We start from the raw sequence: 24096 nt of genomic DNA, 5'->3' as shown, positions 1-24096 counted from the left end.
TTATTAAAAGCTAAAGCGGCAACATGTCGATAACCTGTTTGCGCGTCATCAGCAAATTGCTGCTGTTCGCAATGATCGCTTCCTGCGATAAGATTGAAAAACCGATCCTGTATATTCCTCCGGCGGCAGATACCATCGTTTACACGGCAAGCACAGCAGATCTGGTAAACCCGGAACGCGGTTTCTACCGCTACTCCGCTACGCATGCAGACAATTATTCACCGCTGGATGTCAATACCCTGAAAAGCTGGCGAACCGCTGTGCAGGCGGACGGCGGTAACTATTCAGTAATGAGCAGCCTGGTGTTCCGGTATTTTGTACTGGATGGTCTGAATGATAAACCCCTGCCGGATGAGCTGCTGCAAAAGATAAAAGCAGATTTTGCTGCAATCCGGGAAGCCGGGTTAAAAGCAATTCCGCGATTTACCTATACGACATCTCCGAAAGCAGGCGACTGCCCGGAAGGGTTTATTTGTCCGCCGTACGGTGACGCCTCCAAAGAAGTTGTGCTGCAGCATATAACACAGCTGAAGCCCCTGCTGCAGGAGAATGCCGATGTGATCGCCTGTTTGCAACTTGGCTTTATTGGCACCTGGGGTGAGAACTATTATACCGATCATTTCGGCGATGCGTCATCCAACGGGCAATCGCAGTTGTTTGATGCGGATTGGGAGGTACGGGCAGAGATTCTGCGGGCAGTGCTCGATGCGTTGCCGGCAGACCGGATGGTACAGGTAAGGTATCCGCAGCTGAAACAGCGTTTTGTTTACGGTGTCAATGCACCGGTGTCTTCTGCAGCACTTGCCGAAACAGAAGCCTTTACGGGAACGGACAAGGCCAGGATTGGCATGCACAACGACTGTTTCCTTGCCAGCGCCGATGACTATGGTACCTATTCCGACTACGGCAACTCATCCTCACCGCGTGCTGCTGCAACCAGCGTACTAAAGGCCTATGCAGCTGCCGATAACCGTTATGTGGCAGTGGGTGGCGAAACCTGTGATGACGCTTACAGTCCGCAGAATGATTGCGAAAATGCCGGCCTGGCGCAAACAGAAATGCGCACCCTGCATTACAGCTACCTGAACTGCGCCTACAACAATGACGTGAACAACGACTGGCAGGATGGTGGTTGTATGGATGCCATCAAAAGGAACCTGGGCTACCGGTTCGTGCTGAAAAAGGGATATTTCCCGAAAGACCCCGTAAAGGCCGGTACCCGCTACAGCTTTACGCTTGAACTTGAAAATGAAGGATACGCTTCTCCCTTTAATGAAAGGCCGCTGAAGCTCATCCTGCGCAGTCAGAAGTCAGGAGAGGAGTTTTCATTTGATCTTTCGGGAGATGTGCGGAAATGGTATACAGGTCCGGTTGCCGTGGAAGAGGCAATTGTTACCAGCTCCGGGATGACGGCGGGCACATACGATCTTTTTCTTTATCTGCCGGATAAATATGCTTCCATTGCAGCAAGACCGGAATATGCCATCCGGCTGGCGAATGAGAATACCTGGGAAGAAACGACGGGATATAACAAACTGGCAGCAACCCTGACGATCCAATGATGAAACCGCAATTGAATTTTCTGAAAGCGTGGCTGTTGTTGCTGGCCATGGTTGCAGGGGGAGTGTCGACGTTGTTGGCGCAGCAGGCAAGGCAGCAATCCTTGCATATTCCCTTGTTGAAAGGGGAGTGCTGGTGGGGAGCAGCAGTCAACAGGGCACATGACATGCCTTTGCAACCGGGGGCTTTCATTCAGCTGAACGGCGATGTGTCAGGCAACCAGGCAGTGCCGTTGCTGTTGTCGTCAGCCGGGAGATATGTATGGTCGGATCAGCCGTTTTCGGTGAAGCGCGAGGGGGATATCCTGAGCATCAGTTTCACTGGAACAGGTGCCTTGTATACCGCTTCCGGGGGAAGCCTGAAAGATGCCTGGGGAGAAGCGGCCGCAAGGTTTTTTCCTGCTTCCGGCAGGTTGCCTGATACCAGCTTGTTTACCGCCCCGCAATACAATACCTGGATCGAGCTGATCTATAACCAGAACCAGGAAGACATCCTGCGATATGCCCGTGACATCGTGGCAAATGGTTTCCCGCCGGGTGTGTTGATGATTGATGACAACTGGTTTCCATACTATGGCAATTTCAGTTTTCGGAAAGACCGGTTTCCCGATGCTGCCGGAATGATCAGCACACTACATGGTATGGGTTTCAAAGTGATGCTCTGGGTCTGCCCTTTTTTGAGTCCCGATACCGAAGCATTCCGCGAAGCGTTGGCTAAAAGAATTGTACTGTTTGATAGCAAGGGCTCAGATACCCTGCAATGGCAGCATGCAGTTGATCCTGCCATTGTTCATTGGTGGAACGGGTACAGCGCTGTGCTGGATGGCAGTAATCCTGATGCGGTAACCTGGATGAGGGAAAAGCTGGATGGTTTACAGCAGCAGTATGGCATCGATGGGTTTAAGTTTGATGCAGGCGATGCGGAATTCTACCTGGGAAATATTTTGTCAAGGGAAAAAATCGGTGCCAATGAACAATGTGAGCGCTGGGGGAGGATAGGATTATTGTACCCCATGAATGAATACCGGGCGATGTGGAAGAATGGCGGGCAGCCCCTGGTGGAGCGGCTCCGCGACAAATACCACACCTGGGAGGATGTACGCAAACTGATTCCGCATGCCAGCCTGGCTGGACTACTGGGATATTCTTTTGTTTGTCCGGATATGATCGGTGGCGGTGACTTCAGTTCTTTTCTCAACAACAATAAACTGGACCAGGAGCTGATTGTACGCTCTGCGCAGTGTCATGCGCTCATGCCGATGATGCAGTTCTCTGTAGCACCCTGGCGGGTGCTGGACAGCAGCCAGCTGCAGGCTGTAAAAAATGCAGTGGCGTTGCGGCGGCAAATGCTTCCGGAAATCATGAAGTACACGAGGGAAGCTGCGGTAACAGGAATGCCCGTGTTGCGCAGCATGGAATTTGTTTTTCCGCACCAGGGATTTGAACGGGTGGAAGATCAGTTCATGCTGGGGGACAATTACCTCGTGGCGCCTGTACTGGAGAAGGGATCAGTACGGAAAATTAAACTGCCGAAAGGTCGCTGGCAGGAAATACAAAGTGGAAAAGTGTACAGGGGGGGCGAGACCATCGAACTGAAAGTGACGCTGAACACGATCCCCTGTTTCAAAAGAACAACATGAAATGTTAAGAATGCTACGCATGTCGTTTGTCTAGATGATTGCGTAGTAGTCTATTGGTTAGATAACCCATGCAAAGGGCCCGGACGCGGGCTCTTTGCTATTTCCTTTTTTTATTCATAAAAATGATTTAACTTAATAGTGCGATTGTTCTTTAAGTGTTTGCCATGGATACCGTTAGGGACATACTCTACATAAAGGGTTGCCAGGTATATACCGTGAGCCCTGATATGTATGTGTACGAAGCACTAGAAGCGCTTGAAAATCAAAATGTAGGCGCGCTCGTAGTGGTGGAGGATAACGGCAGGCCAGACGGAATTTTCACAGAACGCGACTACGCACGAAAAGTAATCCTCAAAGGACGCTCCTCCAAAGAAACTCTCGTTCGCGACATCATGACCGACGACCCGGTTTTTGTAACTCCAGACACCAAGATCGAAGAATGCATGCAGTTGATGACAAATATGTACATCCGCCATTTGCCCGTAATAAGCGATGGTGAGTTGGTAGGCATCGTTTCCATTGGTGATGTGGTGAAATATATTATCAGTCAGAAGGATTATATTATCCAGCACCTGGAACATTATATCACCCAGTAAGCTGCATGGAAGCGGTTTTGTGTGAAGTGATTGTTATATGCCGGAAAATGATATCCATAACATTCCCTTATGGCCGCTGTTTTTGTATGCAGCCATTGTAGTGGTTTTACTCGCTGCTATTCTTTCCCTTTCTTACCTGCTGGGACAGCACCATTCCGATCGGGCTACTGCCGAGCCCTATGAGGGAGGGATCGAACAAAGTGGATCGGCCCGCCTTCGGTTCTCCGCGCAGTTTTACCTGGTAGCCATGTTGTTTGTAATCTTCGACGTAGAAGCCGTGTTCATTATGTTGTGGGCGCTGGGTTTTTATGAGCTGGGCTGGCCGGGATATATCGGTGCAGCTATTTTCATATTTCAACTGGTGGTTATCCTGGTGTATGAGTGGGGCATCGGCGCGCTTGATATTGGCCCTGATTCAAAAAAGATATTGGAGGCATATAAAAAGATAAAACGAAAAAATGAAGTGGTGGTCGAGCAAGGCGGGTGATTCAACAGCAAAGATCGCTGGTTCCGGCAGCATCGATGATATTGCCGGGAAAAGCATCATGCTCACTACCGTGCAGGACCTGGTGGCCTGGGGACGCAGGAACTCCATGTGGCCTTTTCATTTTGGCCTTAGTTGTTGTTTCGTTGAAATGGCCACCAGTATTACCAGCAAATATGACGTCGCCCGGTTTGGCGCTGAAGTGATCCGCGGCACACCGCGGGAAGCTGACGTAATGGTTATCGCCGGAACCGTATTTATCAAAATGGTACCCATCATTAAACGGCTGCATGAGCAAATGATGGAACCCCGCTGGGTGATATCCATGGGCAGTTGCGCAAACAGCGGTGGCATGTACGATATATACAGCGTGGTGCAGGGTGTAGACAAATTTCTTCCTGTAGATGTTTATGTGCCCGGTTGCCCACCCAGACCCGATGCCTTTATGCAGGGTCTGATCCTCCTGGGGGAAGCTGTGGGTAAGGAAAGGCGCCCATTGAGCTGGACAATCGGTGAACAGGGTATCATCAGGCCGGATTTAACCTCCATGAAGGACAGGAAACGAGAAGAGCGGAGGACTATGATAAATATCAGTGGCGTTGACGAAGTGTAGGTATTAAAAGTTGAATCATCAGTGATGGAGGATGTTGATAACATACTCTTGCAACTGCAGCAGCGTTTCAGCGATACTGCGTTTTACCGGCAGCAAACTGTTGATGGAATATTAACGGTATGGGTTCCAAAGACAGCGCTGGTGCCCGTAATCCGGGTCCTCAAAACCGAACTTGCCTTTCTGATGCTGTATGATCTTTCTGCGATCGATGAACGCGACCGCGCCAGGAAAGACAATAGCCTGATCGATGATTTCACCGTACTCTACCATCTCTTTTCCTTCCGAAACAATCAGTTCATCCGGCTCAAGGTGGCGCTGGACGGTGACTATCCATCCCTGGCGTCCATTTGTTCCCTCTTCAGAAATGCCAATTGGTATGAACGCGAAGTGTACGACATGTTCGGTATCCGGTTCGAAGGCCATCCCCATTTACAGCGCATCCTGATGCCGATGAGCTGGGAGGGACATCCCCTGCGCAAGGAACATCCGGCACGGGCAACAGAAATGGGGCCATTCCGCTTATGGGACGAAAAGCAGGACCGCGAGCAGGAGGCATTGCGTTTCAAACCGGAAGACTGGGGCATGAAGTCGCAAAGTGATGATGCTGATTATATGTTCCTGAACATAGGGCCGCAGCACCCCGGCACTCATGGCGTTTTGCGCATCGTGCTACAACTCGATGGTGAAGATATTGTAGACGCCGTTCCGGAGATCGGATTCCATCACCGGGGCGCCGAAAAAATGGGAGAAAGACAGAGCTGGCATACCTATATCCCATACACAGACCGCATTGACTACCTGGGTGGCGTGATGAACAACCTTGCCTATCTCCTTGCGGTTGAAAAACTGGCAGGGATAGAAGTGCCCGACCGGGTGAAGGTGATCAGGGTAATGCTTTGTGAATTGTTCCGGATCAACAGTCATCTCGTTTGGTTTGGCACTTTTGCGCAGGATCTCGGTCAGTTGTCCCCGGTGTTTTACATGTTCACCGACCGGGAAAAGATATTCGATATCATCGAAGCGATCTGTGGCGGGCGCATGCATCCCAGTTGGTTCCGCATTGGTGGTGTCGCCCAGGATCTGCCGGACGGATGGCACAAACTGGTTCGTGATTTTATCGATTATTTTCCAAAGCAACTGGCCACTTATAACAAGATGGTGATTCGCAATAGTTTATTTAAAGCGCGCACCAGGGGAATCGGCATCTATACACGCGAAGAAGCATTCGAATGGGGCGTTACCGGCCCGGGGTTGCGGGCTTGCGGATGCGATTGGGATTTCCGGAAGAAACGTCCTTATTCCGGTTATGAAATGTTCGACTTCGATATTCCCACCGCTCAGGAGGGAGATTGTTTTGCACGTTCCCTGGTGCGCGTGGAGGAAATGCGTCAAAGTCTGCGCATTGTTGAACAATGCCTCAACAATATGCCGTCAGGTGATTATAAGGCTGACCATCCCCTGACCACACCACCCATTAAAAAATATACCATGCAGGATATCGAGACGCTGATCACGCATTTCCTGAACGTGAGTTGGGGACCGGTAATTCCCGCGGGGGAAGCCATGAGTTGTATTGAAGCTACCAAGGGTGCCAATAGTTACTACCTGGTCAGCGACGGCAACACGGCACCTTACAGGGTCAGGATCCGTACTCCATCCTTTCCGCATATGCAGATGGTGCCGTATATCAGCAGGGGATATACTGTTGCCGATCTGTTGTCTATCCTGGGAAGCGTGGACTACGTATTGGCGGATATCGACAGATAGATTCATTCAACCAATTGACGATGTCACAAAATAAGGCTGATACAAATGCATCAATACAACAACCCTCCAGTGCAAAACCGGGGGGTACGGAGTTGTCTGTTGCTGAAAGAGCCCTGATCGATCACGAAATCAGCCTGGTACCCTACAGGAAGGCGGCTGTTATAGAAGCCCTGAAAATAGTACAGCAAAACCGAAGGTGGGTAAGTGACGAAAGCCTGGATGCGATTGCCAGGTACCTCGACATGAATGCGGCCGAAGTGGACAGTGTGGCGACTTTTTACAACCTGATTTTTCGCAGACCCGTGGGCCGGCACGTGATGCTGCTCTGCGACAGCGTATCCTGTTATATTATGGGCTGCACGGAACTATACAGGTCACTGCAGCAGCGGCTCGGCATTGAGTTCGGGCATACCACCAGCGACAACCGCTTTACATTGCTACCCAACTGCTGCCTGGGTTGCTGTGATCATGCACCTGCGTTGATGATTGACGATGACTTGTACAGAGATGTAAAGCCTATGGAACTGGAAGGGATTTTAAAACATTATGAATAGCCAGGCCGGTATGGAAACGCCACTCACACAATATATAAAAGGAAACGGTGCATCGCTCGGTCTGAAAGAGTATGAGGCGATAGGTGGCTATACTGCGCTGAAGAAAGTGCTGCAGTCGATGACTCCTGCCGAATTGCAGCAATTGGTCATGGATAGCAAGCTTAAGGGGCGCGGCGGCGCTGGTTTCAGCACGGGCACGAAGTGGAGCCTGGTGCCCATGGGACCCGAAGCCCCCAAAAGAAAATACCTCATCGCCAATGCTGATGAAATGGAGCCGGGTACATTTAAAGACCGGCTTCTGCTGGAAGGGAACCCGCACCAACTCATCGAAGGAATGATCCTCGCGGCCTATGCCATACAGGCCGATATCTCGTATATTTTTTTGCGCTGGGCCTATCGCAGTGCGGCTGTCCTGCTGAAGAAATGCCTTGAAGAAGCATATGCCGCCGGATACCTGGGGCAGCATATTGCCGGCAGCGACTATAAGCTCGAACTCTACCTGCATACCGGAGTAGGCAGGTACATCTGTGGAGAGGAAACTGCGTTGCTGAATGCACTGGAGGGAAAACGCGCAACACCAAGGGCAAAACCTCCATTTCCCCAGATCAGCGGATTGTTTGGGAAACCCACCATTGTCAACAATGTTGAAACCCTTTCCTGTATTCCCCATATTGTGAACAATGGCGCCACCTGGTTCAGGAACCTGAGCAGCAGTGAAGACAGCGGAACAAAGATCTACGGCGTAAGCGGAAAAGTCAGGAACCCGGGTGCGTGGGAGTTGCCGATGGGGACTACTATCCGCGAATTGCTGGAGGAGCATGCAGGTGGTATGCTCCCGGGCTACCAGTTGAAAGGGATCCTGCCGGGTGGTGCTTCTACAGATTTTTTGACCGGCGATCATCTCGACATAAAAATGGATTTTGCCGCTGTTGCTGCTGCAGGAAGCCGCCTCGGAACCGGGACCATGATCGTTATGGATGATAAGACCTGCCCGGTTGGAATGGTTCATAACCTGCAACATTTTTTTGCACAGGAAAGCTGCGGCTGGTGCACCCCTTGTCGCGAAGGGATTCCCTGGGTGGAGAAGATACTTTGGTCCATTGAGCAGGGAGCGGGAAGGAAGGAAGACCTGGAGCTCCTGGACATGCATACGAAGTTCCTCGGTCCGGGTAACACATTTTGCGCACTCGCTCCCGGGGCAATGGAACCGCTGCAAAGTGCACTGAAGTATTTCAGGCCGGAGTTTGAGAAACACATTGAACAGAAAAAATGCCCGTATGCCAACCATACGCATTGACGATAAGGACTACGAGGTAAGGGATGGCAAGAATCTGCTGGAGTCTTGCCTTGCGCTGGGTTTTGACCTGCCCTATTTTTGCTGGCATCCTGCCATGGGCAGTGTCGGCGCCTGCCGTCAATGTGCTGTGAAAGTATTCAAAGATGAACAGGATACGAGGGGACGGCTTGTAATGAGTTGCATGGAGCCGGTGAAGGAAGGTCTGCGGCTTTCCATCGTTGATCCTGCAGCAAAGGCCTTCCGGGAGCAGGTGATCGAATGGCTGATGACCAACCATCCGCATGATTGCCCGGTATGCGATGAAGGGGGAAGCTGTCACCTGCAGGATATGACGGTAATGACGGGTCACGATTACCGCCGTTACCAATACAGGAAAAGAACTTATCAGAATCAATACCTTGGCCCGTTTATCCATCATGAGATGAATCGCTGCATTCAGTGTTATCGTTGCGTACGCTTCTATAGGGACATTGCCGGCGGGGAGGATCTTAATGTATATGCTGCCCATGATCACATCTATTTCGGCAGGGAAAAGGAAGGCGTGCTCCAAAGCCCATTCAGCGGTAACCTGGCCGAGATCTGCCCGACCGGCGTATTTACCGATAAAACACTCAAAGCCCATTATACCCGTAAGTGGGATCTCACCAATGCAGGTTCCGTTTGCCCGCATTGCAGCCTGGGCTGTAATATTTTTGCAGGAGAGCGGTATGGAGAAATACGGTGCATTACCAATCGTTTCAATAGCGAGGTGAATGGTTATTTCCTGTGCGACAAAGGTAGATTTGGATATGAATTTGTCAATAGCGAGAACAGGATCAGGCAACCGCTTATTCGTGGCCGGTTGGTGGACGCTGTAAGCGAAGACCAGTTGCTGGAGTATCTGCGCCACCTGACCGGCAATGGGAACATCATCGGTATTGGTTCACCGCGGGCATCCGTCGAAACCAATTTTTCGCTGATGCAGTTAGTGGGTATTGATAATTTTTACCAGGGTGTTAATGAGGATACGGCATTCCTGCAAAAAAGAGTAACTGATATTCTTGAATCAGGCACCCTGCGCAGTAATTCGCTCAGGGATATTGAGTCGTCTGATGCAATACTGGTACTGGGAGAAGATATCTGGAACACAGCCCCCATAATGGCATTGACGGTAAGGCAATCAGTTATGAAGACCGCATTTTCACAAACCGTGCAGCAGATATCCCTGCCTTCCTGGAATGATATTGCCGTTAGAGAACTGACCCAGGAAGCAAGAGGTTACCTGGCAAATGCCGGCACGAGCGGATCGCCTTTGGATAAGCTGGCTACGCACCACGTGCAGGCAGCGCCTGACGATATCGCAAGAATGGGTTATGCAATAGCTGCTCACCTGGACCCATCACTTCCCCCACTTTCAAAACAGGAAAATGAATTGACAGCAAGGACCGGGGAGATTGCACTGGCCTTGTCACTTGCCCGGAAGCCAGCAATCATCAGCGGTATCTCGGCTTGCAATGAAGCAATTCTCAAAGCTGCCTATAATATCGCATGGGCACTGAAGCGGATGGGGAAGGAGGTGGGCATTTCCTATGTTTTGCCCGAATGCAACAGCATGGGCCTTGCATTGACAAAGGCACCGTCTTTCGAAAAAGCATTGGGAAGACTGGAGCGAAATACCGGCACTACGGTCATTGTCGCAGAACAGGATATCTATCGCTGTTTGCCGGAAGAGCAAGCTGAAATGTTTTTTTCAAAGTGTGGAAAAATAGTAGTGCTTGATGTGCTGCACAACCGCACCACGGAACGTGCTCATGTATTGATTCCATCGGCCAGTTTCGCAGAAGGGGACGGCAGTTTCGTGAACAATGAAGGCCGGATACAAAGATTTTACAAGGTATATGCACCCGAGAACAACAATGTTATTGAAGGTTGGAAATGGCTGGAACGAATTGGCGGAGGAAATGAACGAATTGACCAGTTGCATACAATGATTGAAAAGGGTTTGTCGCAATTCGCAGGAATAAGCACGGAAGCACCGGCAGCCGGTTTCCGGATCCATGGTGAAGCTGTTCCCCGGGAACCACACCGGTATAGCGGACGTACCGCGATGTGGGCGCATTTGCAGGTAAGCGAACCCAAACCGCACCAGGACAACAACGCGCCACTGTCATTCACGATGGAGGGTTACAAAGGAATACCTCCGGCAGCTATTATTCCCTTTTACTGGGCACCGGGGTGGAATTCCGTTCAGGCCCTGAACAAATACCAGGAAATACCAGGCGGTAAATTAACAGGCGGAAACCCGGGAGTAAGGGTGTTGAACGAAAGCGCCGAACCCCGTGGCGACTTTTTTACAGATATGCCGGAAGCGTTCTCAGCAAGAAGGGGAAGATGGTTGTTACTTCCTGCTTATCATCTTCTTGGTTCAGGTGAAATGAGTATGGAAAGCCGTGGTATTGCAGAACTTTCGCCTGAACCTTATCTCGCGTTATCCATGCAAGACGCCGTTGCAATGAACGCGACAACAGGCAGCACCATGGTGGTTCAAATTATGGGGAAAGCATATTCCCTCCCTTTGAAAATAGCAGAAACGCTCACTGACGGACTTGCAGTGGTCCCGGCGGGACTACCGGCAATGCCAGTGCTCCCCTTCGGGAGCTGGGTGGAAATAGTGAAAAAATAGCAAACATGACTTCAGCCCAACATATCTGGATCGTTTTAGGCATTCTGTTCGTGCTGCTCAATATAGCTGCCGGCTTAATATGGGTGGAACGGAGACTGCTGGCCCTTTTCCAGGACAGGCTGGGTCCGAACCGGGCCGGTCCCCTGGGAATCCTGATCGTATTGGCAGATACATTGAAATTGTTTTTTAAGGAAGACTGGATTCCGCCATTTGCCGATCGCTGGGTCTTTATACTATCTCCCGCCATTGTAGTGGGTGCTGTGCTGATGAGTTTTGTGATCATTCCATTCGCACCTGGCATAGTGGTGGCAGACCTGAATATCGGATTGCTGTTTTTCCTGGCGATGTCCTCCCTGGCGGTATACAGTATAGTTTTAGGGGGATGGGCCTCCAACAATAAATATGCGTTGCTGGGCGCGCTGAGAGGTGCTTCGCAGATGATCGCCTATGAGGTGTTCATGGGCTTATCACTTATGGGCGTGGTGATGATGACAGGTTCCATGAGAATGGCGGATATCGTGAATGCCCAGAAAGAAGCATGGTTCATTCTTACACAGCCATTGGGGGCAATCATATTTTTTATTGCCGGTATCGCAGAAACGCACCGGCTGCCATTCGATATCCCCGAAGCAGAAAGTGAATTGATCGCGGGATACCATGCCGAGTATTCAGGAATGAAATTCGGTATGTTCTTTATCGGCGAATACCTGGGCATTACCCTGATTTCTGCCATGATGGTAACCGTCTTTTTTGGCGGATGGCTCGGTCCCGCCTTTTTGCCTGCCTGGGGCTGGTTCTTCGTGAAGACATTCCTTTTTATCGGCTTATTCATTTTGTTGCGGGCATCACTTCCCCGGCCGCGGTACGACCAATTGATCGGGTATGGATGGAAACTGATGTTACCACTGGTGCTGGCAAATCTCCTGATCACCGGTGCCGTTTTATTGTTGCTGAAAAATTAAAAACGAATGCTATGTTAAGTCATATCAGGACAATGTGGTTGGTGTTTCTGCATCTTTTCAGGAAAAAGGCCACCATCGAATACCCGGAAGAAAAAGTAAAACTGCATCCCCGGTATAAGGGACGCATTGTTTTAACCCGCGATCCTGACGGGGGAGAACGGTGTGTGGGCTGCTATCTCTGCGCTGTGGCATGCCCGGTAGATTGTATCGCATTGCAGGCAACAGAGGATGAACAGGGGAGAAGGTATCCTGAATTTTTCCGGATCAACTTCTCGCGCTGTATTTTCTGCGGGTATTGTGAGGAAGCCTGCCCTACCTATGCCATTCAACTCATACCGGATTTCGAAATGGCTGAATACCGCCGGCAGGACCTCGTTTTTGAAAAAGAGGACCTGCTGATCAACAGCCAGGGTAAGTATCCGGGGTATAATTATTATAAGGTTGCAGGAATGGACGCGGGAGTTAAGGCGAAAGGCACAGGGAAAAATGAGGACCCTCCCGTTGATATACACAGCCTGCTCCCTTAAAACTGAAAATGCAGCTATTGTTTTATATATCGTCGTTCATCGCCTTATTGGCAACGGTCATGGTCATCACCCGTTACCAGCCGATCCATGCATTGCTCTACCTGGTCGTCTCCTTCCTGGCCGTTGCCATGATTTTCCTGTCTCTGGGCGCCCCCTTTGTAGCCGTACTGGAAGTGATCATCTATGCCGGTGCCATCATGGTGCTTTTCATTTTTGTGGTGATGATGCTGAATCTCGACAAAGAAACAGCAGCGCAGGAAAGAAAATGGCTTACACCAAAAGTGTGGCTGGGACCTTCGCTGCTGGTGTTGGTGCTGCTGGGAGAAATGATCGTCCTGTTGCTAAAGGGAAATGGCTCAGCCCTGCCGGGTACCACAGTGCCTCCGAGGGCAGTGGCACTCTCCCTGTACGGTCCTTACCTGATTGCTGTTGAACTGGCGGGATTCCTGCTGATGGCAGGCATCGTTGGTGCTGCCCATATCGGGCAACACAAGAAAAAACACTTACACCGATTCCTTGAAGAAAAAAGTACCATACCATGATGCCCGTTCATGCAAATACTGTTTTGATTGTTGCCGCCGTCCTGTTTTTGCTGGGTTTGGTGGGTGTGCTGACGCGGAAAAATATTCTTTTTATGCTGCTCTCTATAGAGATCATGCTGAATGCCGCGGGCCTGGCATTTGTTGCGGCCGGATCGAAATGGCAGCAGCCCGATGGACAGGTGATGTTTCTCTTTATCCTGGCTATGGCTGCCGCAGAAGTGTCAGTAGCCCTGGCGCTGGTACTGCAGATCTATCACCAGTATAAAACACTTGATGTGGACGCGCTGAAGGAGTTAAGAGATAAATAGTTGTATGCAACAATACCTTTTCCTGATCCCGGTTCTGCCTTTGGCGGGTTTCCTGCTGTTGGCCCTGGCAGGAAAAACTATGTCTAAACGGGCCATCGCCTTTACCGGTACGGGAAGTGTTTGTGTGGCTGCCCTGATTGCTATTCTCCTTTGTACGGACTATCTCAGCGGGAATTCCGGGAACGCGGTATACATACAGTCGCTTTGGCAATGGTTCCAAACGGCGGAACTGGCTGTTGGACTCACCCTGCGGGTTGATGCTTTGTCGCTGGTATTTATTTTCATCATCACCTTTGTCGGCGCACTGATACATGTCTTTGCATCGGCGTATATGCGCGCTGACCGTGACTACGCCCGTTTTTTCGCGTGCATGAACCTGTTTGTAGCTTCCATGCTGGTATTGGTGATGGCCGATAACCTGGTGCTGCTCTACCTGGGATGGGAAGGCGTAGGTATGTGCAGCTACCTGCTGATCGGATTCTGGTATGAAACGGCAGCCAATTGCCGCGCGGCCAACAAGGCCTTTATCATTACGCGCATCGGTGATACGGCCCTGATCATTGGAATCTTCCTGTTGTTCCGGGAACTGGGATCCTTACAGATTCCGGCTATCCTCGATCAGGCCCCGCAGCGGTTTAGCAGCGGGTCAGGTGCCATTACCACCATTGCCCTCTTATTGCTCGCGGGGGGGATGGGTAAATCGGCCCAGGTTCCGTTACAGACCTGGCTACCTGATGCCATGGCGGGACCCACGCCAGTGAGTGCATTGATCCATGCTGCCACTATGGTCACCGCAGGTGTTTATCTCATCGCGCGTATGCACACCATATTCCTCCTGTCGCCCCTGGCCATGACGGTTACGGCAGCGATTGGAAGCATTACTTTGATCGTGGCCGGTTGCAGCGCCATGGTGCAGACCGATATCAAAAGAATCCTTGCCTATTCTACTATCAGTCAGATCGGTTATATGTTTCTGGCATTGGGCGTGGGAGCCTGGAGTGCGGCTATCTTTCATTTCTTTACCCATGCTTTTTTCAAAGCGCTCCTGTTCCTCGCTGCGGGCGTGGTGATCGAATACCTGCATCATGAACAGGATATATTCAGGATGGGGGGACTGAAAAAACAACTGCCACTGGTGTATTATTGCTTTCTGGCCGGCGCCGGTTCCCTGGCAGCGGTTCCGCTGATAAGCGCGGGATTTTACAGCAAGGATGCCATATTATGGTATGCTTATAGTGCTGCTGGTGGAAACGCAATTTTCTGGATAGCAGGATTGGTGGGAGCTTTCATTACCGCTTTTTACAGTGCGCGGTTGGTGGTGGTTGTCTTCTGGGGCGACAGGAAGACGCCGGTTGGCTCACCTCCCGGCAGAACGATGACCATACCCCTCGTTATACTGGCCTTCCTGTCCATCACCGCAGGTTTCATAGAATGGCCCCACAACCTGCTTAATGTTCATCTTTTTTCAGAATGGCTGGGTACAGTATTGCCTGCCACTTCCCTGCGCGGAGGGCATCCGCCTGAGTTCATCTTACAGATAGTTGCTGTGGTCATTACATTGTCTGGCATCTGCACCGGCTATTATCTGTATTTCCGCAATACAGCTGTGCTGGCTCAATGGAAATCCTCCAGGTTTCCGGCGGCAGCCAGGGAATTCTTTTTCAGCGGATGGAAATTTGATGCGCTTTATAATCACCTGGTGGTGCGGCCATTTCTTTTTCTCACAGGCATCAATAAGCGGGATGTATTTGACAGGCTGAGCGACGGGATCGTAACCTTTAGTAAGCAGTTCAACCGCAGCCTGAGCTTCTCCCAGAATGGTTCTCTGCGATGGTATGTAGCAGGTGTGTTGATCGGTATCCTGTTTATCATCACCATTCAGCTGATTTTATGATACTGGTAATACCGATAATTGTGTTGCTCCTGGGCGGATGTTCCTGCTGGTTGTCGGCATCGAAGCGTTTCGTTGTCTGCAGGTGGATTGCGCTGGTAGCTATGCTGGCAGGACTTGTCGTCTTTTCTTCGCTGGCAATGACTTACAGGGGCGGAGTAAACGGTACTGCCTGGCTCATCGACTACCGGGTAAACTGGATTCCGGCTATTGGAATCAGTTTTCATATCGCGCTCGACGGTCTCAGTCTGATCCTTCAGTTGCTGACCTACTTTCTCGGGACCCTGGCCGTGCTTTGTTCCTGGACCGAAATCAGGCAAAGGACGGGTTTCTATTTCTTCAACCTGCTGGCAACCATTGCGGGAATCAGCGGTGTGTTCATTGCCATGGATCTTTTTCTTTTTTACTTTTTCTGGGAACTCATGCTGGTGCCGATGTATTTTCTCATTGCGATATGGGGCGACAGCAATCGCCGCTATGCTTCCTATAAGTTTTTCATCTTCACCCAGGCTGGCGGCCTGCTGATGCTGCTGGCTATCCTTGCCCTGTATTTTATTCATGGGCAGCAAACTGGCGCATATAGTTTCGGCTACTTCGATTTGCTGCAAACCACCATCCAGCCTTCGGCTGCACGATGGATCATGAGCGGCTTCCTGGTCGCGTTTCTCGTTAAGCTGCCGATGGTTCCCCTGCATAACTGGTTGCCCGACGCACACAGCGAAGCGCCCACAGCAGGAAGTTTGATCCTGGCAGGACTGCTGTTGAAAACGGGAGCATACGGCATCCTGCGTTTTGTACTGACCCTGTTCCCCGAACAGGCTGCAGCGATCGCGTCATGGGCCATGCTGATGGGTGTAATAGGGATTATTTATGGTGCGTTACTTGCTTTTGCCCAGACCGATATCAAAAGACTGATCGCTTATACTTCGGTAAGCCATATGGGCTTTGTATTGCTGGGAATATTTTCGTTCCGGGAGATTGCACTCCAGGGTGTGGTGATGCAAATGCTGGCACACGGCATCAGCACGGGAGCATTGTTCCTGCTGGCGGGCATGCTTAAGGAACGCCTGCATACTCGGGAAATAAATAAAATGGGTGGATTGTGGACGTTGATGCCTGCCATGGGCGGTGCGGCCATGTTGTTTACGATGGCTTCGCTCGGGTTGCCCATGCTGGGAAATTTTATTGCTGAATTCCTGGTGTTGCTGGGAACTTTCCAGGTGAACAGCACCCTGACCACCATTGCAAGCATTGGGTTGGTGCTGGCTGCCGTCTATTCCCTGCGGATGATGCAAAGCGTATTTCTTGGACCCCTGGCGATTTCAGGCACGTACAGGGATCTCAGCCTGCGGGAGTGGGTGATCATTGCGGTATTAAGCTGCAGTATCGTGGTACTGGGTTTGTATCCCCAGCCGGTAATGGACCTTGTTAAGGCGGCCCTGAATAATATCATTCATCATTCATCCGGAGGCATATGAGCGAATTGCAATTTCAGGCCATCCTTCCATTCGTCCTCCTGGCTGCATCTTCGATAGTGGTGATCCTGCTGATTGCCTTTCGTCAGCGGCATACGGTTATCCAGGTTACCGGATTCCTGATGATGTGTCTGGTTGTGTTTACCATGTGGCAGGTCAGAACTGTATTGCCCAGGGCGCTGCCGCCACTATTCCTGGTAGACGGTTTTGCAGCAATCTTTACCGGTATGATCGTATTTTCGGTGCTGGTGGTGGGACTTTTTTCTTTTGTCTATTTTGAAGAACGGGAAGAAAACCCGCGGGAATATTATATCCTGCTATTCCTCGCAACATTGGGCGGGGCTGTACTGACCATCAGCAAGCATTTTTTATCCTTCTTCCTGGCACTGGAACTGCTTAGCGTTGGCCTATATGCACTGGTCGGATATCTTCGCTACCGCAACAATGCCATTGAAGCCGGTATGAAATATCTGATCCTGGCGGCCCTGTCTTCAGCTTTTCTCTTATTTGGAATGGCATTGGTTTATATGGAAACGGGGAGCATGGATTTTGCCTTTATAGTGCAACGTCTCGCTGCAACCAGGCCGGCAAATTCTGTATTATTTATCATGGGTATCAGTATCATGCTGGTGGCTGTCGGGTTCAAGCTGGCATTGGTGCCGTTTCATCTTTGGGCAGCCGATGTGTACCAGGGGGCGCCTGCGCCAGTGACTGCATTCATTGCCACCAGTTCCAAGATCGCCGTGTTCGCCGTATTGTTGCGGCTGTCTCAGCAGATCGGCCTGCAACAGTTCCCGGTATTCACTACGATTTTTTCAATTGTCGCCATCGCATCGATGATCACAGGAAATTTCCTTGCCCTTCAGCAGCAAAATGTTAAGCGGTTGCTGGCATATTCTTCCATTGCGCATTTTGGTTACCTGCTGGTGGCCTTCCTGCCGGGCAATACCGCAGGAGTAGAAGCGACCATTTTTTACCTCTCGTCCTATTCCATCACCCTGCTCTCAGCCCTTGGCGTAATAACCGTAATGTCCACCCGGGAAAGAGATGCGGAAGATATCGCGGATTACAGGGGGTTGTTCTGGAGGTACCCCGCATTGGCGGCGGTACTATCCATTGCTCTCTTCTCCCTGGCGGGCATTCCGCTCACTGCTGGATTCCTGGCAAAGTTCTTTGTGCTGGCCGCGGGTGTCCAGGCAAACCTCTGGCTGCCGGTAACGGTACTGGTATTGGCCAGTGTCGTCAGTCTCTACTTTTACCTTCGTATCATCAGTACATTGTTTGCTGATGCGCCCGCTGCGGAAGAACGAAAACATACACTGCATCCATTTTTTCATTTCGCTACCTATGCAACATTGTGGGTGATGCTGTTCCTGCTTTGCTGGCTCGGGGTCTTTCCCGGCATGTTCCTGGCTGTTGTCAGAGATTTCCTGCTGCTTCGGTAATTCATTAATCGTTGTTGATCTCATTCAGTGCATCCTGGTAAACGTCATAAGGCGGGCGGATCATTCCCGTATGCGGATTGTCCATATCCTGTATGGCCAGGACGGTCATCGTTGAAAGAAATAGGAACAGGGTTGGGCCAAGGTATTTGCGCTGCCTGAAATGATATCGGCCAAGTCCCATGAGGAAGCCGACCATGAGGGAGCCGACCATCAACAGCAGCATTACCATGGCAGGGGTGCGTTCCTGGTTGCTGTAATGAATATTGTTGTCAAGCGCCATAATCGCCTGCACTTCATCCGCGATCAGTCGTGCCACCTGCTGGTCTTCAGCATTGGCATTTTTAATGCGCGTGATTGATTTCAGGTAATTTTCATTCAACCAGAATGAAGCGCTGTCAATATGCCGCCGGGCATCGCCATGTAATTGAGAGGACCGGATTTTCAGGTTCAGGCATTGCACTGCATAAGATTTGATGCTCGCTTTGACGCTGTCATTGAGCAGAAAACTCTTGCGGTATAACCGGCCGATGGCATCAGCATGCTGGTGGATCAGGCGGGTCCGTTCCTTGTTGGAACCGGCAGAGGAGGAGAGGCTGAATGCGAGCAATAATGAAAAAAAACTGATCACGGCACCGGACAGGTTATTGGAAGTCCATTCCATATGTTCATGGAGGTGCATGCGGTTCGCCATCCAGGCGCCCAGTAGAATGCTACACCCCAGTAGCAATAAATAAATGACCGGAAACCACCGGGAATCAAATAGTGCTGCTATCACGTACATGGTTTAAAATACCGCCTTTTTGGGAAAGTGCAGCCGGAAACCCCGTGTCATTTTACTGTAAACCACCCATTTACCCAGGCTTTTGCGGTTGTTGTGACCCATCATTTTGCAGTGGAATACCTATCTTCAACTACCGCCCTTCGGAAACAAAACAAAGCAGATCCCACCCTTTGACACATGACGGCATTCCGTCAGCACTTGGTAATAATCAATCGCGACAAAGGAATCAACTGAATAACCGCAGATCCTTATGAATAAAGGCATAATCCTTACAATCATCAGTTTGGCTTTGTTAAAGGGTTTATTGGCACAAACCACAGATTCAGTTGCCGCCGCAGTACCTGTAGCTGACACCGCCGCTCCCGCAAAGGATACGCTCTCAAAATTTGATTCTTTCAACAAGAAAATGGAACACCTGTTCAAGATCATACCGGTGCCGATCGTGTCGTATTCTACAGAAGCGGGTACCACCATTGGTCTCGCTAAATTCAACCTGTTCAAACTGTCGAAAAAGGATACCATTTCCAATCCATCCAAAATCTCGGAAGTCGTGACGTTTTCGACCAAGGGGAGGATAAATGCTTCTATCTCCACGGAACTGATCTGGAAGGAAAAGAAATACATGGCGATTAGTTATGTGAACTACAAGAAAAACCCTGAATACCTGTTCGGAATTGGCAATGATGTATCCCGGGACGATATGGAGGAGATCACAACGGAGCGCATCAAGTTCCTGCTGAACGGCCTGATCCGGCTTAAGAAGGACAAAAACATCTACGGTGGATTTATCCTGGAAATCATGGATTATTTCAACATGGAGCTGGACAGTTCCAGTTTCCTGATCAAAGACCAGGTGAAGGGTGTAGAAGGCGGTTTCAGCAATGGCATCGGTGCTTCCTTTGCCTATGACAGCCGCGACAACCGGTACAATGCCTATTCCGGATCCCTGATCCTGACCAGTTTTGCCTGGCATCCCACATTCATCGGCAGTAAGTACCAATACAGCAAATGGGTACTTGACACGCGCAAGTTCTGGAATCCCTGGAAGAACCATGTGATCGCTGTGCAGGCAACGACTACCTGGACGGACGGTAATGAGCCATTTTACGATATGGCGATGATGGGTGGTGACAGTAAGATGAGGGGATATTATGAGGGCGCTTACCGCGACAATGTACTGGTAGACGCCCAGGTGGAATACCGGATGCCGGTGTGGAAAATTTTCGGGGTGGCTGCCTGGATCGCCACCGGCAGGGTGGGGAAGGACTATGGCGATATGAGCCTGGATGGCTTCCACCTTTCCTACGGCGGGGGTATCCGGATCAAGGTCGATTCCAAGAACAATACGAATATGCGCTTTGATTTTGGTTTCGGTCCACATGGTATCAGTGGCACCTATATCAATTTTGCAGAAGCATTCTGAGGTTAAGCGCTGAAAATAGTGGCGAAATCCGTCCGGAAAACTGTCTTGGATTCAGAAAGCACCAGAATTCGAAAAAAGACTATAACCGAACACTTCTCAATCACCATTAAAAACCAGGATTTATGACCATCAAAAATGTTTGTTTGTGCTTGTTGCTCGCAGCGGGAATCAGCTCCTGCGGCACGGGAAAAAAGCTGGAGGCTGCCAATGCGCAAATCGCTAACCTGCAGGCCGCGAACGGCGAGCTGACGACCAAAAACAAGGACCTCGAAAATAAGCTGGCTGAGATACAGGCGAGGGACGAAAAGATAGCGGCTGAGCTGAAGCGATATGTGGCCGAATGCCAGGAATCAAAAGAAAAGCTGATGGCAGTTCAGGCCATGCTAAAAGACGAGTATGGTAAACTGCAGGCGCTGAAGGATAAGATCTCCGAAGCGCTGGTTGACCTCGACGACAAGGGGGTGAACGTTTATTATAAGGATGGCTTTGTTTATGTGTCTATGGAAGACAACCTGCTGTACAAAACCGGCAGTTCGGCATTGAGCCCGAAAGCAAAAGAAGCGCTTTCACCCCTGGCCAATGTGCTGAACAGTTATCCCGATCTGAAAATCATCGTGATGGGCAACACGGACGACCAGATGTTCAAAAGTAAAACAACTGACAACTGGAGCCTGAGTACAGAAAGGGCCAACGGTGTGATCCGTGCATTGAGGGATGATTACAAAATCAACCCGGCGAGAATGACCGCTGCCGGTAAAGGAAAGTATAACCCCATAGCCGATAACAGCACCAAAGAAGGTAAGGCGAAAAACCGCCGCACGGAGATCATCCTTAATCCGGACCTAGAGAAGATATGGGAAAGCGTACAGCCCTGATCTTAATATATTGCTTTATGCTGGCTACCGCCGTACAGGCGCAGGATTCCACTGCAACGCAGCAGGCTCCTGCGCCTGGCGGCAATTGCCGGGAAATGGACCTGATCGACTGGATCCGCAAATGGTTTAAGATCACCAAGCCGCAAAAGGAAAAAAACAGTGCATTCTTTATTGCACCCGTTTTCGGTTCCACCCCAAGTAATGGCTTTATATTCGGCGCCACTTTTCAAAGTGCGTTCCGGATGAAAAATTCCAATCTTTCTGCTTTTCAGACCAATATCCAGTACACCAGCAAAAATCAATTGCTGATCTTCATGCGTAATACTATTTATGCTAAGGAAAACAAGCTGTTGCTTTCCGGCGACTGGCGTTACTTCGCCTACTCCGAACCAACATTCGGCCTGGGTACCAATGCCCCTGAAGGAACACTGCCCTGGTACTTCAACTATACCGGCAGCGGCGAGGTAACGGATTCATTGACGCAACCCATGAAGTACAATTATCTTAAACTTCACCAGTTGTTGTCATGGAGAGTTGCACCTGGATTTTACGTGGGTGCCGGGATCCACTTTGACATGTTCTCTGATATCAAGGACGAAAAACTCAAGCTCGATACACCCGGTGTGTTTATCACCAGCCATTATGGCTACAGTAAAGCCTACCAGTTCAATCCCGACAAATACAAGGAAATTGGCATCAGCGCCAATTTCGTTTATGATACACGCGATAACCAGATCAATGCCTACAAGGGCATGTATGCCAACCTGAACTACCGGTACAATCCGGAATTCCTCGGCAGCGACCAGAACAGCAGCAGCCTCTATACAGAGTTCCGCTATTTTAAGGGCCTCTCGAAAAAGAATGAAAGGGTGGTACTGGGCTTCTGGTACATTGGTAATTTCACCGTAAGCGGCAATCAGCCTTATCTTGCCCTGCCGGCACTGGGATATGACCAGCGCAGCAAAACAGGAAGGGGATACGCGATCGGAAGATTCAGGGGCAACAGCTTTATGTACGTAGAGTCGGAACTGCGCTTCCCTATCTCACGTTGCACAAAAACGCTTGGTGGAGTGGTGTTCGCCAACCTGACGACTACCGACAGCAAACCGGCCGGTGTCAAACTGGGTCAGTATGTTCAACCGGGATTCGGTGCCGGTGTCAGGATCCTGTTCAGCAAGAAGACAAGAATGAATATCCAGTTGGATTACGGTAAAGGTGAAAGATCTTCCGGTGTATATTTCGGTGCATCTGAAGTATTCTGATTTACTTATCATGATCGGCAAAATAACAGTGCTGCCTAAGCAGCATGCGTATTGATAAGGCTTATCTTTAGCAGACAATTTTCCTTCCCCCCAAACATTATTGCAGGTTAGTAGCCGCTGCGTTACGCAGTGCCGGTTTCGTTTCCATTCATTAAACTATACTACATGAAACTGCAATCATTGTTGCTTGTGCTTACCTGTTACCTGATCGTGGGGGGATGCCGCAAGTCACCTGACCTGGACGAACTGTCGTCCAAGTTTGTAGTCGCCACCAATGCGGATAAGGAGGCTGACTTCAAAACGTACAAGACGTATTTTATTTCCGACACGATCCGCTACCTGACCAACACTTCTACCGACACGGTACTCGTCGGGCCTGATGCCGATCAGCTGATCAACACGGTAAAGTCTAATATGAGCGCGCTCGGGTACACTTTTGTCGGTCGCTTTGATGATCCTGATGTCGGGCTCAATATGATGGTGGTGAAAGACCTGAATATTCAAACGATTGTGTACCCAGACTGGTGGTGGGACTGGTGGTATCCCTGGTACTGGTACGACTGGTATTATCCTCCCTATTATCCCTGGTCTTACACTTATGCCTATACGACGGGGTCGATCTACATCAGCATGGGTGACCTCAAGAATGCCCCCGAAACAAAAAAGCTCCGGATGTTATGGGATGCATTGATGGGAGGTGCATTGGGCACACAAAGCCAGAATATTGCAGAAGGAGTTGACGCGATCAACCAGGCCTTCCAGCAATCATCTTATTTGAAAACCAACTAATTCATGTTTTATGAAAAAGATACTGGTAATATTATTGCTGACACTTGTGTACGTGGGTGCCAGCGCACAGAAGACGGGTGCAAACCTGTTCAGCGCGGCCTGGGACGTCAGCTTCCCGACAAACAATGATTTTCTTACGAAGACCAGCCTCGCAGGTTTCCGTTTTGACTATAAGAAATTTCTGACGGATAACCTTTCGGTTGGCGCAACACTCAGCTGGAATTCCTATGAACAGTATATCGCGCGGCAAACCTATGAGAAAGACAGGACGGCCGTTACCACTGATATGGAAAGAACTATTTACAACGTTCCCATGGCACTGACTGCTCACTATTATTTCAAGGGACCCAAAACGATAAGGCCCTTTGCCGGACTCGGCATTGGTGCGCAGTACAGCGATCAGACAATCTATTACAATATTTACCAGACTGATGTAGACAACTGGGGTTTTCTGCTGAAGCCGGAGATCGGAGCGTATTATCCATTGGGTACCAGGGGCGCTGCCATTGTGTTGGGAGGCAGTTATGCCTGGGCTACGAACAAGAACGACGCCTTCCGGATCAACAGCCTGACCAATTTTAGTGTGCACCTCGGTTTCGCCTGGGCAGGTGGATGGTAGTTTAGAAGTTTATAGGTTTAGTTGT

Annotated in this window: 22 protein-coding genes; 21 read left to right on the top strand and 1 reads right to left on the bottom strand. The window is 50.2% G+C overall.

The window, feature by feature from the left end:
• Positions 1-23: 23 nt before the first annotated feature.
• From FPE01S_RS00735 to FPE01S_RS00660, 16 genes are all read left to right on the top strand, one after another.
• Positions 24-1562, top strand: a complete 1539-nt coding sequence (locus tag FPE01S_RS00735; protein WP_052955420.1) for a DUF4832 domain-containing protein — start codon at positions 24-26, stop codon at positions 1560-1562.
• Complete coding sequence (locus FPE01S_RS00730) at positions 1559-3199, top strand: glycoside hydrolase family 31 protein (RefSeq protein WP_072053931.1); 1641 nt, start codon at positions 1559-1561, stop codon at positions 3197-3199. Before FPE01S_RS00735 ends, FPE01S_RS00730 begins: the two co-directional genes overlap by 4 nt.
• A 164-nt stretch (positions 3200-3363) precedes the next feature.
• Positions 3364-3795 carry a CBS domain-containing protein gene (locus FPE01S_RS00725; protein ID WP_046367050.1) on the top strand — a complete coding sequence of 144 codons (432 nt, stop codon included), beginning with the start codon at positions 3364-3366 and terminating at the stop codon, positions 3793-3795.
• A 37-nt stretch (positions 3796-3832) separates the two neighbouring features.
• Positions 3833-4282, top strand: coding sequence for an NADH-quinone oxidoreductase subunit A (locus tag FPE01S_RS00720; protein WP_046367049.1), 450 nt, complete (start codon positions 3833-3835; stop codon positions 4280-4282).
• Entirely contained in the window at positions 4254-4892 is a 639-nt protein-coding gene (locus FPE01S_RS00715; RefSeq protein WP_046367048.1) for an NADH-quinone oxidoreductase subunit B, read from the top strand. Before FPE01S_RS00720 ends, FPE01S_RS00715 begins: the two co-directional genes overlap by 29 nt.
• 24 nt (positions 4893-4916) lie before the next feature.
• Positions 4917-6659, top strand: a complete 1743-nt coding sequence (gene nuoC / locus FPE01S_RS00710; RefSeq protein ID WP_046367047.1) for an NADH-quinone oxidoreductase subunit C/D — start codon at positions 4917-4919, stop codon at positions 6657-6659.
• A 20-nt stretch (positions 6660-6679) separates the two neighbouring features.
• Positions 6680-7213 (top strand): NADH-quinone oxidoreductase subunit NuoE, encoded by a 534-nt coding sequence (nuoE, locus tag FPE01S_RS00705; protein WP_083990096.1) that lies wholly within the window; start codon positions 6680-6682, stop codon positions 7211-7213.
• Positions 7206-8510, top strand: coding sequence for an NADH-quinone oxidoreductase subunit NuoF (gene nuoF, locus FPE01S_RS00700; RefSeq protein ID WP_046367046.1), 1305 nt, complete (start codon positions 7206-7208; stop codon positions 8508-8510). Before nuoE ends, nuoF begins: the two co-directional genes overlap by 8 nt.
• Positions 8491-11172, top strand: coding sequence for an NADH-quinone oxidoreductase subunit NuoG (nuoG, locus tag FPE01S_RS00695; RefSeq protein ID WP_046367045.1), 2682 nt, complete (start codon positions 8491-8493; stop codon positions 11170-11172). Before nuoF ends, nuoG begins: the two co-directional genes overlap by 20 nt.
• A gap of 5 nt (positions 11173-11177) precedes the next feature.
• A complete protein-coding gene (gene nuoH / locus FPE01S_RS00690) occupies positions 11178-12134 on the top strand; it encodes an NADH-quinone oxidoreductase subunit NuoH (RefSeq protein WP_046367044.1) in 957 nt (318 codons plus the stop codon).
• 11 nt (positions 12135-12145) lie between these two features.
• Positions 12146-12661: an NADH-quinone oxidoreductase subunit NuoI gene (gene nuoI, locus FPE01S_RS00685; RefSeq protein ID WP_046367043.1), complete on the top strand. Its 516-nt coding sequence runs from the start codon at positions 12146-12148 to the stop codon at positions 12659-12661.
• Positions 12662-12669: 8 nt separating this feature from the next.
• Positions 12670-13203, top strand: coding sequence for an NADH-quinone oxidoreductase subunit J (nuoJ, locus tag FPE01S_RS00680; protein ID WP_046367042.1), 534 nt, complete (start codon positions 12670-12672; stop codon positions 13201-13203).
• On the top strand, positions 13200-13511 hold the full coding sequence (gene nuoK / locus FPE01S_RS00675) for an NADH-quinone oxidoreductase subunit NuoK (RefSeq protein ID WP_046367041.1): 312 nt from the start codon (positions 13200-13202) through the stop codon (positions 13509-13511). The genes nuoJ and nuoK overlap by 4 nt, the downstream gene beginning before the upstream one ends.
• A 4-nt stretch (positions 13512-13515) precedes the next feature.
• Positions 13516-15405, top strand: coding sequence for an NADH-quinone oxidoreductase subunit L (gene nuoL / locus FPE01S_RS00670; protein ID WP_046367040.1), 1890 nt, complete (start codon positions 13516-13518; stop codon positions 15403-15405).
• Entirely contained in the window at positions 15402-16880 is a 1479-nt protein-coding gene (locus FPE01S_RS00665) for a complex I subunit 4 family protein (protein ID WP_046367039.1), read from the top strand. The genes nuoL and FPE01S_RS00665 overlap by 4 nt, the downstream gene beginning before the upstream one ends.
• Positions 16877-18322 carry an NADH-quinone oxidoreductase subunit N gene (locus FPE01S_RS00660; RefSeq protein ID WP_046367038.1) on the top strand — a complete coding sequence of 482 codons (1446 nt, stop codon included), beginning with the start codon at positions 16877-16879 and terminating at the stop codon, positions 18320-18322. The genes FPE01S_RS00665 and FPE01S_RS00660 overlap by 4 nt, the downstream gene beginning before the upstream one ends.
• 4 nt (positions 18323-18326) lie before the next feature.
• Here the strand turns inward: FPE01S_RS00660 and FPE01S_RS00655 are convergent, their stop codons facing one another.
• Entirely contained in the window at positions 18327-19103 is a 777-nt protein-coding gene (locus FPE01S_RS00655; protein ID WP_046367037.1) for a bestrophin-like domain, read from the bottom strand.
• Positions 19104-19353: 250 nt separating this feature from the next.
• Between FPE01S_RS00655 and FPE01S_RS00650 the strand changes: the two genes are divergently transcribed.
• The 5 genes from FPE01S_RS00650 (at position 19354) to FPE01S_RS00630 (ending at position 24071) form a co-directional block, all read left to right on the top strand.
• Positions 19354-20526, top strand: a complete 1173-nt coding sequence (locus FPE01S_RS00650; RefSeq protein ID WP_046367036.1) for a BamA/TamA family outer membrane protein — start codon at positions 19354-19356, stop codon at positions 20524-20526.
• A gap of 122 nt (positions 20527-20648) precedes the next feature.
• The gene (locus tag FPE01S_RS00645) at positions 20649-21401 is read left to right on the top strand and encodes an OmpA family protein (RefSeq protein ID WP_083990095.1); all 753 of its coding nucleotides are present in this window, start codon (positions 20649-20651) and stop codon (positions 21399-21401) included.
• Entirely contained in the window at positions 21380-22663 is a 1284-nt protein-coding gene (locus FPE01S_RS00640) for a BamA/TamA family outer membrane protein (protein ID WP_046367035.1), read from the top strand. Before FPE01S_RS00645 ends, FPE01S_RS00640 begins: the two co-directional genes overlap by 22 nt.
• Before the next feature lie 165 nt (positions 22664-22828).
• A complete protein-coding gene (locus tag FPE01S_RS00635; RefSeq protein WP_052955417.1) occupies positions 22829-23452 on the top strand; it encodes a DUF4136 domain-containing protein in 624 nt (207 codons plus the stop codon).
• A 10-nt stretch (positions 23453-23462) separates the two neighbouring features.
• Positions 23463-24071, top strand: a complete 609-nt coding sequence (locus FPE01S_RS00630; RefSeq protein WP_046367034.1) for an outer membrane beta-barrel protein — start codon at positions 23463-23465, stop codon at positions 24069-24071.
• Positions 24072-24096 lie beyond the last annotated feature (25 nt).

The organism is Flavihumibacter petaseus NBRC 106054, from assembly GCF_000974785.1.
In the GTDB taxonomy this organism is placed as follows: Bacteria; Bacteroidota; Bacteroidia; order Chitinophagales; family Chitinophagaceae; genus Flavihumibacter; species Flavihumibacter petaseus.
The sequence above is the reverse complement of the archived record's forward strand: the minus strand, read 5'-3'. Positions and strand labels throughout refer to the sequence as shown.